The organism is Pseudomonas fluorescens, assembly GCF_019212185.1.
Classification (GTDB): Bacteria; Pseudomonadota; Gammaproteobacteria; order Pseudomonadales; family Pseudomonadaceae; genus Aquipseudomonas.
In genome coordinates, this window is the sequence record NZ_CP078138.1 from 1736857 (window position 1) to 1751028 (window position 14172).

The 14172-nt window shown below is 60.4% G+C and carries 17 protein-coding genes; 10 read left to right on the forward strand and 7 right to left on the reverse strand.

Annotated features, from left to right (window positions below; translation table 11 throughout):
* Window positions 1-13: 13 nt before the first annotated feature.
* The 4 genes from KW062_RS07650 to flgA all read right to left on the reverse strand — a co-directional run bounded on the left by KW062_RS07650 (window position 14) and on the right by flgA (window position 2594).
* Complete coding sequence (locus KW062_RS07650) at window positions 14-760, reverse strand: flagellar brake protein (RefSeq protein ID WP_027619270.1); 747 nt, start codon at window positions 758-760, stop codon at window positions 14-16.
* A 95-nt stretch (window positions 761-855) separates the two neighbouring features.
* Window positions 856-1320, reverse strand: a complete 465-nt coding sequence (locus KW062_RS07655; RefSeq protein ID WP_027619269.1) for a flagella synthesis protein FlgN — start codon at window positions 1318-1320, stop codon at window positions 856-858.
* A gap of 47 nt (window positions 1321-1367) precedes the next feature.
* The gene (flgM, locus tag KW062_RS07660; RefSeq protein WP_027619268.1) at window positions 1368-1685 is read right to left on the reverse strand and encodes a flagellar biosynthesis anti-sigma factor FlgM; all 318 of its coding nucleotides are present in this window, start codon (window positions 1683-1685) and stop codon (window positions 1368-1370) included.
* 147 nt (window positions 1686-1832) lie between these two features.
* Window positions 1833-2594, reverse strand: a complete 762-nt coding sequence (gene flgA / locus KW062_RS07665; RefSeq protein WP_027619267.1) for a flagellar basal body P-ring formation chaperone FlgA — start codon at window positions 2592-2594, stop codon at window positions 1833-1835.
* 81 nt (window positions 2595-2675) lie between these two features.
* On the opposite strand from flgA, the gene KW062_RS07670 reads away from it, so the two are divergent.
* The 6 genes from KW062_RS07670 to flgE all read left to right on the forward strand — a co-directional run bounded on the left by KW062_RS07670 (window position 2676) and on the right by flgE (window position 7675).
* Entirely contained in the window at window positions 2676-3608 is a 933-nt protein-coding gene (locus KW062_RS07670; RefSeq protein ID WP_027619266.1) for a chemotaxis protein CheV, read from the forward strand.
* 46 nt (window positions 3609-3654) lie between these two features.
* Window positions 3655-4482: a protein-glutamate O-methyltransferase CheR gene (gene cheR, locus KW062_RS07675; protein ID WP_027619265.1), complete on the forward strand. Its 828-nt coding sequence runs from the start codon at window positions 3655-3657 to the stop codon at window positions 4480-4482.
* 219 nt (window positions 4483-4701) lie between these two features.
* On the forward strand, window positions 4702-5109 hold the full coding sequence (gene flgB / locus KW062_RS07680; protein ID WP_027619264.1) for a flagellar basal body rod protein FlgB: 408 nt from the start codon (window positions 4702-4704) through the stop codon (window positions 5107-5109).
* Window positions 5110-5112: 3 nt separating this feature from the next.
* Window positions 5113-5556 carry a flagellar basal body rod protein FlgC gene (gene flgC, locus KW062_RS07685; protein ID WP_027619263.1) on the forward strand — a complete coding sequence of 148 codons (444 nt, stop codon included), beginning with the start codon at window positions 5113-5115 and terminating at the stop codon, window positions 5554-5556.
* A 15-nt stretch (window positions 5557-5571) separates the two neighbouring features.
* A complete protein-coding gene (gene flgD / locus KW062_RS07690) occupies window positions 5572-6297 on the forward strand; it encodes a flagellar hook assembly protein FlgD (RefSeq protein WP_027619262.1) in 726 nt (241 codons plus the stop codon).
* Between the two features lie 31 nt (window positions 6298-6328).
* On the forward strand, window positions 6329-7675 hold the full coding sequence (flgE, locus tag KW062_RS07695) for a flagellar hook protein FlgE (protein ID WP_027619261.1): 1347 nt from the start codon (window positions 6329-6331) through the stop codon (window positions 7673-7675).
* 132 nt (window positions 7676-7807) lie between these two features.
* Here the strand turns inward: flgE and KW062_RS07700 are convergent, their stop codons facing one another.
* Window positions 7808-9241, reverse strand: a complete 1434-nt coding sequence (locus KW062_RS07700) for a M48 family metalloprotease (protein ID WP_027619260.1) — start codon at window positions 9239-9241, stop codon at window positions 7808-7810.
* 97 nt (window positions 9242-9338) lie between these two features.
* Between KW062_RS07700 and KW062_RS07705 the strand changes: the two genes are divergently transcribed.
* Entirely contained in the window at window positions 9339-9578 is a 240-nt protein-coding gene (locus KW062_RS07705; RefSeq protein WP_027619259.1) for a sulfurtransferase TusA family protein, read from the forward strand.
* A 29-nt stretch (window positions 9579-9607) separates the two neighbouring features.
* Window positions 9608-10678: an AI-2E family transporter gene (locus KW062_RS07710; RefSeq protein ID WP_105755993.1), complete on the forward strand. Its 1071-nt coding sequence runs from the start codon at window positions 9608-9610 to the stop codon at window positions 10676-10678.
* Between the two features lie 106 nt (window positions 10679-10784).
* Here the strand turns inward: KW062_RS07710 and KW062_RS07715 are convergent, their stop codons facing one another.
* The gene (locus tag KW062_RS07715; RefSeq protein ID WP_105755994.1) at window positions 10785-11258 is read right to left on the reverse strand and encodes a peroxiredoxin; all 474 of its coding nucleotides are present in this window, start codon (window positions 11256-11258) and stop codon (window positions 10785-10787) included.
* 11 nt (window positions 11259-11269) lie between these two features.
* Window positions 11270-11830, reverse strand: coding sequence for a glycine cleavage system protein R (locus KW062_RS07720; protein ID WP_027619256.1), 561 nt, complete (start codon window positions 11828-11830; stop codon window positions 11270-11272).
* A 328-nt stretch (window positions 11831-12158) separates the two neighbouring features.
* On the opposite strand from KW062_RS07720, the gene dapA reads away from it, so the two are divergent.
* Both dapA and bamC read left to right on the forward strand, forming a co-directional pair.
* Window positions 12159-13037, forward strand: coding sequence for a 4-hydroxy-tetrahydrodipicolinate synthase (gene dapA / locus KW062_RS07725; RefSeq protein WP_105755995.1), 879 nt, complete (start codon window positions 12159-12161; stop codon window positions 13035-13037).
* 17 nt (window positions 13038-13054) lie between these two features.
* Entirely contained in the window at window positions 13055-14170 is a 1116-nt protein-coding gene (gene bamC / locus KW062_RS07730; protein WP_027619254.1) for an outer membrane protein assembly factor BamC, read from the forward strand.
* Window positions 14171-14172 lie beyond the last annotated feature (2 nt).

Consider the following 14172-nt stretch of genomic DNA (forward strand, 5'->3'; position numbering starts at 1 on the left):
TCATGCTTGCCGATCAGAAGTCGTCTTTGTCGAAACGACGCGCCTCGCGCTGCAACTGGTAGACGAAGCGCTCGACCTGACGCTGCACCAGGCCGCTCATGTTATGAAAGCGCACACCGGCGAAGGTGGTGTCGATTTTTTCTTCGTGATGCAGGTAACGCAATTCGACCGGGGTGGTCATGCTGCCGAAGGGCAGGGCGGCAATGAAACGGTCGTACACCTGGCCCAACTGCAGGCCATTGGAAATGTCGCCATCAAAGCGCAGCTTGCAGCCGGTGGCCGAAATGTCCAACAACTTGCCGGCTAGCGGCACCTTGAGCTTTTCACCGCCCAGCTCGATGCTCACCAATTGCGCCAGTTTCAGGGCGGCACGAAAGGCGTTGCGGCGCTGGTGATAGACCACCTCGTCCGGCAACGTGCCACGATAGCAACGAGTGCCGTTGGATTCATCGATCGTCAGGGGGCCGTTGCTTTCCCAGGCAATACGCACGCCTTCGTGAAAACCTTCGATCCGGAAGGGTTCCCCCGCCAGCAGGAAGCGTTCGCCATCGCGCGGAATCATTTCATCGAGCGCGATCGAGTTGTTCTCGCGATCGACATCGACCACATAGCTTTGGAAGCGCTGGGTACGCTCGTGGAACGTGATGATCAGAGGATCATGGCTCTCTTGCAGCATTCGCAGGTTGCCGGCGATTTCCAAAGGCGTAGTGAGCACCTTCGGTGGCTGCGGAGCATCTTCCGCGTTTAAGGCATTGGACACGGTTTATCACTCTCCGGACAGAATACGGTCACACGCAGGAGCCAGCATTCTGCCAGCATGTTTCGCGCCTTGATAGAGCACGCTTGATGATGAAGTCAAACCTGGCTGAGCGAGCGCTTCACGAGCGTGGCGGTTGAGCCGCGAGCGTCGTACAGGGGCGGGGATTCGCCGCCATTGAGGATGCGCAGTTGGTTGGCGGTGCTCGCCTGTTGGACCTGGATCGAGCGGCCATTGCGCTCATTGGCGTCCCGGCAATCGCTGAGCAATTGATTGAGGACATCGCTTTGGGACAGCAGTTGCTCGCCTATGCTGGAGTGCGCGGCCAGCTGTTCCAGGCCACTGCGATCGGTCGGCAAGCCGAGGCTGGCGAGTATTTCGCTGCGTCGGCGGCCGTGTTGTTCCAGCAGAATGATCAAACCCTGCTTGCTCGCCAGGATGTGTTCGAGCAATTGCATGTCGCGACCGTGCAGTGCCAAAGACTCTTGCCCGAGTAAATCGAGCAACTGTTGAGCTGGCGCAACGTCGTCGGTGATCAGTTGCAGTAAATTGTTATCGTGCATGGCTGGCCTTGGTTTTTAAGCGTCCAAAAGCCTGCGCAGGCCGTTGGCTAGCGCTGGGCTTCGAAGTTGAGCAGTTTGCTGGCGACGCGGTTGCTGTCGACTTTATAGCTGCCATCGGCAATCGCGGCTTTCAACTCGGCCACGCGGGCCTTGTCGACAGCGGGCTGGTCGCGCAGCGTGTCGGAAATCTTCTGCAACTGCTGGGCCTCGTTGCTGAGGTGTACCGATTCCCCGCTTTGGCTGGCACTGGCCGCTTCGGCCTGGGTCGACAGCGGCGCGGTTTCAGCGGCTTCTTTCGTGGCGCTGGTACGCGTGTTGCCGGTGAGCGTGGGGGAACTGTTCAAACGGCTGAAATCGATGACCATGATGCTGAAAACCTCTGGGAATTTGGACGCTTGCCATGTTTTCGGCCCAATGCGAGAAAACTTTAGGGACATTTAAGGGGCGGCAGCGTCGCCTGTTGCCCTGCGTAAGGCTCAGTTTAGGGAATGGGTCGGTATCGCGCCAGCGATCTACATGGCAACTTCCACCTGGCCGGGAGCCGTGACCTGGGCCTTGATCACCCGTTGCGAATTCAGATTTTTCACTCGGATCTGTTCACTCATGCCGCCGTTAGCCAAGGCTTCGCCCGGCATCCGTACGCTGAGGGTGCCACTGCGGGCCGTAATCACTACCTGATCGCCCTTGCGCACCACTTCGGCCTGCTCCAGATGAACCAGAGTAATCACCTGATCGTTGACCATTGGTCGGACAAGTTTCTGCCCGATCGCCTGCTCCACGTCGGTCAGATAGCCCTGGTTGATCAGACTGATATCGCGCTCGCGCAGCATCACGTCTCCCGGCTCGATAATTCCGGCGCGCTTGAGCGGTCGAGTGCTGGTCACGACTTCGCGAAACAGCCGGACTTGAGCGGGCACGAACACTGTCCAGGGCGAGGCGCCGTCACAGCGAACCCTCACCGTGACACGCCCAATCGGCTTGGCCGGGCTTTCCAGTGTGGCTGTCAATTCCTTGTCGCACATGGGCAGGCGCAGGCGCGGGTCGAGTTGCTTGACCTCGATTTCGTAACGGCCCTGGGTTTGGCTGCTGGCCAAATAGTCTTCTACGGTGAATTCAAGAAAGCCCTGAGTGACGCCGATAAGGAGATCAGGCAAGGTAACCGGATCAGCAAAGGCAGGGCTGCCAGCAGTGAAAAAGCCGGCCATCGCCACCGCGCCGAGTAATCGGCGAGGAGCGCAGGCAAGGCGTCGAAAAAATGTCGTGTGCAGGTTCATAGCGGTTAAAAAGCAAGCGCCGTGCCGTTTAGTGATGAATGTGCGTCGCAACACACTTAGCGTTGGTGTAGGGGGCTGGGCATGGCTGGTGTAATGGATTCGGTAAACCAGCGCACGCAACTGGTAGGGCAGAATCGCCTGGAGCTGTTGTTGTTCCGTCTCGACGGTCAGCAGCTCTACGGCATCAATGTGTTTAAGGTTCGGGAAGTGCTGCAATGCCCGAAACTGACCTTGATGCCCAAATCCAATCCTGTCGTGTGCGGTGTGGCAAGTATTCGTGGGGCAACCATTCCGATTCTCGACCTGGCGATGGCCACGGGTTCGGGCGGATTGCAGGATCAAAGCAATCCCTTCGTGATCATCACGGAGTACAACACCAAGACCCAGGGTTTTCTGGTGCGCTCGGTGGAGCGGATCGTCAACATGAATTGGGAGGAGATCCATCCGCCGCCCAAGGGTACCGGGCGCGATCACTACCTGACGGCAGTGACGCGGGTCGACAATCAGTTGGTGGAAATCATCGACGTCGAGAAGGTTCTGGCGGAAGTCGCGCCAACGCCCGAGGCCATTTCGGTTGGCGTGGTCGATGTCGAGACCCAGCACAAGGCCTTGTCGCTGCGGGTATTGACGGTGGATGACTCGTCGGTGGCGCGCAAGCAGGTCTCGCGCTGTCTGCAGACGGTCGGGGTCGAGGTGGTGGCGCTGAACGACGGTCGGCAAGCACTGGACTACCTGCGCAAGCTGGTCGACGAAGGCAAGAAGCCGGAGGAAGAGTTCCTGATGATGATTTCCGACATCGAGATGCCGGAAATGGACGGCTACACCCTGACGGCGGAAATCCGCAACGACCCGCGCATGCAAAAGCTGCACATCATCCTGCATACTTCGCTGTCAGGCGTATTCAATCAGGCGATGGTCAAGAAAGTCGGTGCCGATGACTTTCTGGCCAAATTCCGCCCTGATGACCTGGCATCCCGGGTAGTCGACCGGATCAAAGCAGCAGATATCAGCTAGGTGGCTTTTGGCCCTGGCGATCAATACGATTTAAGAGGCGGTATCCTTGTCTACGGGTAATTTGGATTTTGAACAGTTCCGGGTTTTCCTGGAAAAAGCCTGTGGCATTTTGCTCGGTGAGAATAAACAGTATCTGGTCTCGAGCCGTCTCAACAAACTGATGGAACAGCAGGGCATCAAGTCGTTGGGCGAGTTGGTCCAGCGCATCCAGACCCAGCCACGCGGCGGTTTGCGTGAAATGGTGGTGGACGCGATGACGACCAACGAAACCCTCTGGTTTCGTGACACCTATCCGTTTGAAGTGCTGAAGAACAAAGTCTTGCCCGAGGCGATCAAGGCCAGTCCCGGGCAGCGTCTGCGCATCTGGTCGGCGGCCTGTTCGTCCGGGCAGGAGCCTTATTCGCTGTCGATGGCGATCGACGAATTCGAGCGAGTCAACATGGGCCAACTGCGCATGGGGGTGCAGATCGTTGCCACCGACCTGTCCGGGACGATGCTGACCAACTGCAAGTCCGGCGAATACGACAGCCTGGCGATCGGGCGCGGCCTGTCACCTGATCGCCTGCAACGCTACTTCGATCCGAAAGGGCCGGGGCGCTGGGCAGTGAAGGCGCCGATCAAGAGTCGGGTGGAGTTCCGCTCGTTCAACCTGCTGGACAGTTACGCCAGCCTCGGCAAGTTCGACATCGTGTTTTGCCGCAACGTGCTGATCTACTTCTCTGCGGAAGTGAAGAAGGACATCCTGCTGCGTATCCACAGCACGCTCAAGCCGGGCGGTTATCTGTTCCTTGGCGCTTCGGAAGCGCTGAACGGCCTGCCGGATCATTACCAGATGGTCCAGTGCAGCCCGGGGATCATCTACCAGGCGAAGTGAAAAGACGGGAGCCCTCAGCGGCTCCCTTTTTTCTGTCCGGTGATTCAGCCCTTCACAAGCGGCAGAAAAGCGGCGGGCGCCGGAAAGCGCTTGCCGCTTTTCTGGCATTGCCGCCTTGCCGCTACTTGCCGGGCCCCCTGTTTACGGGGGCTGGCGAGCTGGCACGGCGCTTGCTAAAGATCCAGATACGAAAAATCTGGTCACCTGAAGGTTTGCGCCATGAGCATCAGCTTCGACAAAGCGCTCGGTATCCACGAACAGGCCCTGAGCTTCCGCGCCCAGCGTGCCGAAGTCCTGGCCAACAACATTGCCAACGCCGACACCCCGAACTACAAGGCTCGGGACCTGGACTTTGCGTCCGTGCTGGCGGCACAGGCGGAAAAGACCAACAACGGCACCTTCGCCTTGAACATGACCAACAGCCGTCATATCGAAGCCCAGGGCATGAGCAGTGGCGACGAGTCGTTGCTGTATCGCACGCCGATGCAACCTTCGATCGACCAGAACACCGTCGACGCACAGTTGGAGCAATCCAGCTACGCGGAAAACTCGGTGAACTTCCAGGCCAGCTTCACGCTGCTCAACAGTAAATTCAAAGGGCTGATCTCGGCCCTGCGCGGAGAGTAATCCATGTCCCTGTCCAGCGTTTTCAACATTGCCGGCAGTGGCATGAGCGCGCAGACCACTCGCCTGAACACCGTGGCCAGTAACATCGCCAACGCCGAAACAGTGTCCTCGAGCATCGACCAGACCTACCGCGCGCGCCACCCGGTGTTCGCCACCATGTTCCAGGGCGGCCAGTCCGGTGGCGGCGATTCGCTGTTCCAGAATCAGGACGCGGCGGGTCAGGGCGTGCAGGTGCTCGGCGTGGTCGAGGACCAGAGCAACCTCGAAGCGCGCTACGAGCCGAACCATCCGGCTGCCGACGCCAAGGGTTATGTCTACTACCCGAACGTCAACGTGGTCGAGGAAATGGCCGACATGATTTCCGCCAGCCGTTCGTTCCAGACCAACGCGGAAATGATGAACACCGCCAAAACCATGATGCAGAAGGTCCTGACCCTCGGTCAGTGATAAGAGGCAGCTCAGATGAGTGTTACCGATACCACCAGTGGCCTGAGCCTCAAGGACATTCTTGCGAATTCCTCGAAGACGGTCACCAACACCAGCAGTGATGGCCTGGCGGCAGCGACTAAAAGCACGACCGGCAAGAACGAGCTGGGCAAGGACGCGTTCCTGCAATTGCTGGTGACCCAGCTGAAGAACCAGAACCCGCTCGATCCGCAGGACAACAGCGCGTTCGTCGCGCAGTTGGCGCAGTTCAGCAGTCTGGAGGGCATCACCACCTTGAACACCTCGGTGAATAACATCTCCGGTTCGTTCAAGTCCTCGCAAGCCTTGCAGGCCTCGTCGCTGGTCGGGCGCTCAGTGGTGGTGCAGACCGGTTCCGCCTATGTCGACACCACAAAGAGCATGACCGGTTCGGTGGTGGTCCCGACCTCCGTGGCCAGCTCCACCGTGACCGTCACTGACAAGGACGGCAAGACCGTGAAAACCATCGATCTGGGCAGCCAGGCGCAAGGCAACGCGAGCTTTGTTTGGGATGGCACCAATACTGCGGGCGAAAAAGTTGACCCGGGTACCTACACCTTCAAGGCCAGCGCGCCGATCGACGATAAGGCGACCGACCTGATCACCTACCTGCCGGCGACCGTCAACAGCGTGACCCTGAGCCAGACCGGCGGCGAGATGATGCTCAACCTCGCCAATATGGGTTCGATTGCCCTGTCCAAAGTACAAACCATTGGTCTATAGAGCCGGCTAGCGCGGCACAAAGGAGTGGAACATGTCTTTCAATATCGGCCTTAGCGGCCTCTATGCGGCCAACAAACAACTGGACGTTACTGGCAACAACATCGCCAACGTCGCCACCACTGGCTTCAAATCCTCCCGGGTGGAGTTCGAAGACGTGTACTCGGCGACCAAGCTGGGAACCGGCAACAAGACCATCGGCAGCGGCGTGAGCCTGGCCAACGTGTCCCAGCAGTTCCGCCAGGGCGACGTGACCAACACCGGCAACGTGCTGGACATGGCGATCCAGGGTTCGGGTTTCTTCGTGCTCAACGACAGCGGCTCGCTGACCTATACCCGTGCCGGTACCTTCAACGTCGACAAAGACGGTTTCATCACCAACAGCTCCGGTACTGCGCGCCTGCAAGGCTACGCGGTGGATGCCAATGGCAAGATCCTCAAGGATGTGATCGGCGACCTGAAAATCGACCAGTCGAACCTTGAGCCGAAAACCACTGGCAATATCTCTTCGAGCATCAACCTTAACTCCGGCAAGCCGAACATCGACCCGGCGGTGACCCCGTTCGACCCGAGCAAAATCGACACCTACACCGACATGTTTACCACGCCGGTCTACGACAGCCAGGGTAATCAGCACAACATGGACCAGTACGTGGTCAAGACCGGTGCCAACACCTGGCAAACCTACACCCTGGTGGATGGTCGCAACCCGGATGGCCAAGCCTTCGTACCGGCCGGCGTGAACCCGGTGACCGCGAGCAACCAGGCCGCCATGACCATGAACTTCGGTTCCGACGGCAAGCTGCTGAATATCACCGCGCCAGCCACTGGCACCCCGTACACCGTTAGCGGCAATTCGATTGTCATGGGCGCGGGCGTCTGGACTCCGGGCACGGTCAAGGATGGCGTGTGGACCGCCAACGGTGCGGTGGGCAACGCCACCGGCATCAGCAACAACCTGGCCAGCACCACCCAGTACAACTCGGCAACCATCCGCAACCTGCCGACCCAGGACGGCTACGCCACCGGCCAGATCACCAACCTGACCATCGACGGCACCGGCACCCTGTTCGCCAACTTCAGCAACAGCAAGTCCAAAGCGATCGGCCAAGTCACCCTGGCCAGCTTCAACAACGAGCAAGGCTTGCAGGCAGTGGGCGGTACCAGTTGGAAGGAGACCTACCTGTCCGGCTTCGCCGCCTACGACGCAGGCCAGACCGGCACCCTGGGGTCGGTGGTGTCGAACTCGCTGGAAGACTCCAACGTCAACCTGACCAGTGAGCTGGTGGACCTGATCAAGGGCCAGAGCAACTACCAGGCAAACGCCAAGACCATCTCGACGCAAAGCACCATCATGCAGACCATCATTCAGATGGCGTAATTGTGTGGTGCTGACGCGGTGGGGCCATCGGCAACACCGCGTCAATTTCATCGCTAGCAGGCTGGCTCCTACAGGATTGTGAATGACTCCGGACCTGTAGGCGCTGGCTTGCCAGCGATGAGACCCTCAGCCTCACCCCATCATGTCCTTGATCATCCGCTCTTGCTCCATCAGCTCGCGCTGGCGCGCATCAATCCGTGACGACAGCGGGAAGTTGCCGCTGGCGCGGCGTTTGGCGAAGTCCAGTTGCTGGATGGCCTGACGGTAGTCGCCCACTAGCGCGAAGTACTCGGCACGGGCCTGATGCAGGCCAATGATGTTGCCGGACTGGCCACGGGTCTCGGCGACCTGATACCAGACATCCGGATCGTCCGGACGGCTCTTGAGCAGGGCTTCCAGGGCTTTTTCCGCGTCGGCGGGGCGGTTCTGCTTGAGCATCAGATCGACGCGGGCCTGGTTCAGCGGGTAGTTGCCGGGGTACTGCGCAATCATCCGCTCGACCCGGCTCTGGGCATCGGCCAGGCGATTGCTGTCCATGTCCAACTCGATCTGTGCCAGGTTATAGATGACTTCATTGGGCGCCTTGGCCAACAGTGGCTTGAGCGTCTCGCGTGCATCATTGAACTGGCTGCCCTTGATCTGGGCGATCGCCAGGCCATAACGCGCTACGTCATTTTTCGGGTTGTCATCCAGCTGTGCACGAAAGCGCTTGGCCGCCAGCCCAGAGGTTTCTTCGTAGTACAACTGCACGCGCGCGCGAATCAGTTGATAAGTCTGAGTGTCTTCTTTGCCACCGGCGGGCGCCTGTTCGGCGCGGTTGCGGGTGTCGGCGATCCGCGATTCGGTGACCGGGTGAGTCAGGAGGAATTCCGGCGGCTTGGCGTCGAAGCGATACTGACGCGACAGGCGCTCGAACATGCTCGGCATCGAGCGCGGGTCGTAGCCGGCTTTCTGCAGGTTGAGGATGCCTATGCGGTCGGCCTCCTGCTCGTTCTGCCGGGAGAAGCGGCGCTGTTCCTGGATCGCCGCGGCCTGGGTGCCGGCAATCGCGGCGATACCGGCATCACCGCCACCGGCGGCGGCGACGATGATCCCGGCCAGCAGCGCGGCCATCATGGGCACCTGCATGCGTTGCTGGGCCTCCACGCCACGGGCGAAGTGGCGTTGCGACAAGTGAGCCAATTCGTGGGCCAGAACCGAGGCATATTCGCCTTCGGTCTGGGCGTTGAGAAACAGTCCGCCGTTGACCCCGACAATCCCGCCAGGCGCGGCGAAGGCGTTGAGTTGCGGGCTGTTGATCAGGATGAACTCAAGGCGTCGGTCGTTGAGCTGGCTGGTCTCCACCAGGCGATAGACACTGGTCTCGACGTAGTTTTTCAGCTGTGGGTCATTGAGTTGCGACACCTGGCTGCGCAGCATGGCCAGCCAGGCGCGGCCCAGGTCGTGCTCTTGCTGAGGGGAGACAATGGCAGAACTGGCGTCGCCGAGTGACGGCAGGTCGTCGGCGAAGCCCGGTGAGGCAAGCAGGCAAGCCAGCGTCAGCAGGGTAGGGCGCAGAAAAGTCATGCACGAAGCCTTAGTCGACAAAGAGCTTACTGTAGCCGGACACTTGGCTTGGGACCAGATATTCTAGGCGGCTCAATCACCTGACCGGAGTGACGCAATGACCGACGCTGTAGCCCATGATGCCGAGCTGGATGCCAGCGGGCTCAACTGTCCCTTGCCACTGCTCAAGGCCAAGATGGCGCTCAATGGCCTGGCCAGCGGCGCAGTGCTCAAGGTGATTGCCACCGATGCCGGCTCGCAGCGCGACTTTCGCACCTTTGCCCGTCTGGCCGGTCATACCCTGCTGCGCGAAGAAGATGATGCTGGCGTCTACCGCTACTGGCTGAAAAAAGCCTGACTGACGAACCCTCCGATTAAGGAAGATTGATGTTTAAAGTGCTACGCGACTGGATCCAGCGCTACTTCTCCGATGAAGAAGCGGTGGTGCTGGCCGTTCTGTTGGTTCTGGCGTTCACCGCCGTGCTCACCCTGGGCGGCATGCTCGCGCCGGTGTTGGCGGGGATGGTCCTGGCCTACCTGATGCAGGGTCTGGTGAGCACCCTGGAGCGCCTGCGACTGCCGGGCGCCGTGGCCGTCGGCCTGGTGTTCGCCTTGTTCATGGGCCTGTTGCTGCTGTTCATCGTGGTGGTGGTCCCGTTGCTTTGGCATCAGCTCATCGCCCTGTTCAACGAGTTGCCGGGGATGCTCGCCAAATGGCAATCGCTGCTGTTGCTGCTGCCCGAGCGCTATCCGCACCTGGTCTCGGATGAACAGGTGCTGCGGGCGATCGAAGTGGCGCGCGCGGAAATCGGCAAATTCGTGCAGTGGGCGCTGACGTTTTCGCTGTCCAGCCTGCCGCTGCTGGTCAACATCATGATCTACCTGGTGCTGGTACCGATCCTGGTGTTCTTCTTCCTCAAGGACCGGGCCATGATCGGCCAGTGGGTGCGCGGCTACCTGCCTCGCGAGCGCGCGCTGATCACCCGGGTCGGCCAGGAAATGAACCGGCAGATCGCCAATTACATTCGCGGCAAGGTCATGGAAATGGCGATTTGCGGCGGAGTGACCTACATCGGCTTCATCACCATGGGGCTCAACTACTCAGCGCTGCTGGCGTTGCTGGTGGGGGTGTCGGTGGTGGTGCCCTATGTCGGCGCGGTGGTGGTGACCGTGCCGGTGGCGCTGATAGCCCTGTTTCAGTGGGGTTGGAGCGATCAGTTCATCTACCTGATGGCGGTCTACGGGATCATCCAGACCCTGGATGGCAACGTGCTGGTGCCGTTGCTGTTCTCCGAGGCGGTGAACCTGCACCCGGTGGCAATCATCTGTGCGGTACTGCTGTTCGGCGGGTTGTGGGGGTTCTGGGGCGTGTTCTTTGCGATCCCGCTGGCGACCCTGTTCAAGGCCGTTCTGGATGCCTGGCCGCGTAAGGAGCCGGTGGTGGCGCCGTTGTTGTAGCGTTGGCCTTACCGGCCTCTTCGCGAGCAGGCTCGCTCCCACAGATACGCAATCCCCTGTGGGAGCGAGCCTGCTCGCGATGGCGTCATTCCAGACGCTACAAAGCTCAGCCCTGATTCAACGCCTGAGCCGCCGCCAACACAGCATCAACATGCCCCGGCACCTTAACCCCACGCCATTCCTGACGCAGCACACCGTCCTTGTCGATCAGGAAGGTGCTGCGATCAACGCCCATGTATTCCTTGCCATACAGTTTCTTCAGCTTGATCACATCGAACAGCTGGCAAAGGGCTTCGTCCTTGTCGCTGATCAGCTCGAAGGGGAATTCCTGCTTGCACTTGAAGTTCTCGTGGGACTTCAGGCTGTCACGCGAGACGCCGAACACTTCAGTGTTGGCAGTCGCGAACTGCGGGTACAGGTCGCGAAAACCCTGGCCCTCGGTGGTGCAGCCCGGCGTGCTGTCCTTGGGGTAGAAGTAGATGACTACCTGCTTGCCCTTGAGGGCGGCGAGGTTCACGGTCTGTCCGCTGGTGGCGGGTGCCGTGAAGTCGGCAACCGCCTGGTCGATGGCAACGGTCATGGCAAGCCTCCTTACATTGGGTTCTGTGGACGCCACGGTTCGATCAGGGCATCCAGGTTCAGCGCGTCGGCGAAATCGAGGAACTGGTCACGCAGCCAACTGATTTGCACGCCGGCCGGCAGGGTTACGGTAAACGTGGCGTTGAGCATGGTGCCGCCGGTCTGTGGCGCCTGGTAGGTGTCGCAGGTCAGGTTTTCCAACTCGACGTTGTGGTCAATGAAGAACTGGCACAGTTCATTGACGATGTCCGAGCGATAGGCGGCGCTGACGTACGCCACGTAAGGCAGGGCTTGCGGGCGGTTTTCCAGGGCCGCGCTGCGCACCACATTGACGGTGAACGCATGTTTCTTGGCCAGGCTCGGCAGGCTGGTCTCCAGGCGCGCCAAGGCGTCCCAGGAGCCGGAAATCTCGAGGACCAGTGCGCTGCACGCGCCATGGCGCGTCAGCCGGGAAGTGACCACGGCGCAGCGGTTTTCATGGCTGGCGCGGCACAGGACGTTAGTCAGCTCCATGGGGTTGGCGCCAAGGGCACTGATGACAAGGAATTGTTCGCGAACTGTGGGGGTGGACATGCAGCATTCCTAAAGCGATGAGCGGTCGGTACCTGGACAGGCTTGCACGTCGGTCAGGCGTCCGGATGCGAAATCTACAAGGTCCGGACCAAAGGGTTGCTTCGAGCTTGCGCAAGGCAGGTTCGGCGGCGTGGCAACGCAGGAACGGGGCTTGTGAGGCCGAAAATGGAGGCGTGAACCCGGCGCGCGAGGCGGTCGGTACGGATCAAAGTCTGAAGGGTAGCGAAAAGCGGCGCCAAGGGGAATGGCATGAGCGCAGTACTTCGCTTGTACAAGCATCTTGGCGCCAGTACCATTACCGCTCTCTTTTTCCGGCAGGAGCGTTTGCATGATTGCGGGCAGTATGGTGGCACTGGTCACTCCCATGGATGCACAAGGGCGTCTTGACTGGGACAGCCTCAGCAAACTCGTAGACTTCCACCTCAATAACGGCACCCACGCCATCGTCGCCGTCGGCACGACTGGCGAGTCGGCCACCCTTGACGTCGAAGAACATATTGCCGTCATCAAGGCCGTGGTCAAGCAGGTTGCCGGGCGCATCCCGGTGATCGCCGGCACCGGCGCCAACTCGACCCGCGAAGCCGTCGAATTGACCCGCAACGCCAAGGAAGCCGGCGCCGATGCCTGCCTGCTGGTAGTCCCGTACTACAACAAGCCGACCCAGGAAGGCCTGTACCAGCACTTCAAGCACATCGCCGAAGCCGTCGACATCCCGCAGATTCTCTACAACGTTCCCGGCCGCACCTCCTGCGACATGCAGGCCGAGACCGTGATCCGCCTGTCCAGCGTGCCGAACATCATCGGCATCAAGGAAGCCACTGGCGACCTGAAACGCGCCAAGGCCATCCTCGATGGCGTGAGCCCGGACTTCATCGTGCTGTCCGGCGATGATCCGACCGCTGTCGAGCTGATCCTGCTGGGCGGCAAGGGCAACATTTCCGTGACCGCCAACGTCGCACCGCGAGAAATGGCCGACCTTTGCGAAGCCGCACTCAAGGGCGACGCCGAGACCGCGCGTGCCATCAACGAAAAACTCATGCCGCTGCACAAGGACCTGTTCATCGAAGCCAACCCGATTCCGGTGAAGTGGGCTCTGGTCGAAATGGGCCTGATGCACGAAGGCATTCGCCTGCCTTTGACCTGGTTGAGCGCTCCTTGTCATGAAACGCTTCGCTCGGCCCTGCGCCAGTGCGAAGTATTGGTTTAATTGAGGAAGTAATACGCATGAAGCGACTGGCCGGACTTTCCGCACTTGCCTTGATTATCTCCAGCACCAGTGGCTGTGGATGGGTCTGGGGCCCGGAAGGTTATTTCCGTGACCGTGGTAGCGACTACCTCGAAGCGCAACAGACTGCACCGATGCAACTGCCGCCGGACATCCAGACCTCCAAACGTCTGGATCCACTGCTGCCGATCCCGCGCAACGTGGCCGACGACACCGCCAAGGGTGAGTACGTCGTGCCGCGTCCGCAACCCTTGTCCGCCGTTGCCGAAGCCAGTGACTACAGCCTGCAAAAAAGCGGCGACTCGCGCTGGCTGATGGCTCAACGTCCACCGGCTGAAGTCTGGCCGGTAGCCGTACAGTTCTTCCAGGACAACGGTTTCCGCCTGGATCAGCAGCGTCCGCAAACGGGCGAGTTCACCACCACCTGGCAGCGTTCCGACGAGCTGTCGGCGGCAATGGCCAAGCGCCTGGCCAGTGCTGGCGTCGCGGCTGATGCCGAGACCCGAGTACGGGTACGCGTCGAGCCTGGCGTGCAGCGCAACACCAGTGAAGTCTACGTCGTCAGCGCCGAGCGTCCTGCTGGCAGCACGGATGACGTCGCATTCACCAATCGCTCGGTCAATACCGGTCTCGATGCCGCGCTGGTCGACGACATGCTGGCCAGCATGAGCCGCATCTCCGAGAAGGGCGGGTCGGTCTCGATGCTCGCCTCGCGTGATTTCGACACTCCAAGCCGCGTCAGCCTGATCGAAGACGGCAGCGGCAACCCGGTGCTCAACGTCGGCAACGACCTCGACCGCGCCTGGTCGAGCGTTGGCCGTGCGCTGGAGCAGGGTGAGTGGCGCGTTGAAGACATCAACCGCAGCCTGGGCCTCTACTACATCAACCTGGCGGAAAAAGCCGAGAAGAAAAACGAGAAGCCTGGCTTCTTCGCGAGCCTGTTCGGCAGCTCTCCAGCCAAGGAAGAAGTCGAGGCGCGCGCCGAGCGTTATCAGGTACGCCTGAGCAAGGTCGGCGAGAACGTCCAGGTCACCGTGGAAAAAGACATCAACACCGTGGCGCCGGCTGAAGTGGCGCGCAAAGTGTTGGGCGTGATTCAGGACAACCTGGGCTGATC

What these genes read in the sequence shown, in the direction of transcription:
- KW062_RS07655 (WP_027619269.1), bottom strand. Translation starts at nt 1,320, where the DNA reads ATGCACGATAACAATTTACTGCAACTGATCACCGACGACGTTGCGCCA.
- flgM (WP_027619268.1), bottom strand. Translation starts at nt 1,685, where the DNA reads ATGGTCATCGATTTCAGCCGTTTGAACAGTTCCCCCACGCTCACCGGC.
- flgA (WP_027619267.1), bottom strand. Translation starts at nt 2,594, where the DNA reads ATGAACCTGCACACGACATTTTTTCGACGCCTTGCCTGCGCTCCTCGC.
- KW062_RS07670 (WP_027619266.1), top strand. Translation starts at nt 2,676, where the DNA reads ATGGCTGGTGTAATGGATTCGGTAAACCAGCGCACGCAACTGGTAGGG.
- flgB (WP_027619264.1), top strand. Translation starts at nt 4,702, where the DNA reads ATGAGCATCAGCTTCGACAAAGCGCTCGGTATCCACGAACAGGCCCTG.
- flgC (WP_027619263.1), top strand. Translation starts at nt 5,113, where the DNA reads ATGTCCCTGTCCAGCGTTTTCAACATTGCCGGCAGTGGCATGAGCGCG.
- flgD (WP_027619262.1), top strand. Translation starts at nt 5,572, where the DNA reads ATGAGTGTTACCGATACCACCAGTGGCCTGAGCCTCAAGGACATTCTT.
- flgE (WP_027619261.1), top strand. Translation starts at nt 6,329, where the DNA reads ATGTCTTTCAATATCGGCCTTAGCGGCCTCTATGCGGCCAACAAACAA.
- KW062_RS07700 (WP_027619260.1), bottom strand. Translation starts at nt 9,241, where the DNA reads ATGACTTTTCTGCGCCCTACCCTGCTGACGCTGGCTTGCCTGCTTGCC.
- KW062_RS07705 (WP_027619259.1), top strand. Translation starts at nt 9,339, where the DNA reads ATGACCGACGCTGTAGCCCATGATGCCGAGCTGGATGCCAGCGGGCTC.
- KW062_RS07710 (WP_105755993.1), top strand. Translation starts at nt 9,608, where the DNA reads ATGTTTAAAGTGCTACGCGACTGGATCCAGCGCTACTTCTCCGATGAA.
- KW062_RS07715 (WP_105755994.1), bottom strand. Translation starts at nt 11,258, where the DNA reads ATGACCGTTGCCATCGACCAGGCGGTTGCCGACTTCACGGCACCCGCC.
- KW062_RS07720 (WP_027619256.1), bottom strand. Translation starts at nt 11,830, where the DNA reads ATGTCCACCCCCACAGTTCGCGAACAATTCCTTGTCATCAGTGCCCTT.
- dapA (WP_105755995.1), top strand. Translation starts at nt 12,159, where the DNA reads ATGATTGCGGGCAGTATGGTGGCACTGGTCACTCCCATGGATGCACAA.
- bamC (WP_027619254.1), top strand. Translation starts at nt 13,055, where the DNA reads ATGAAGCGACTGGCCGGACTTTCCGCACTTGCCTTGATTATCTCCAGC.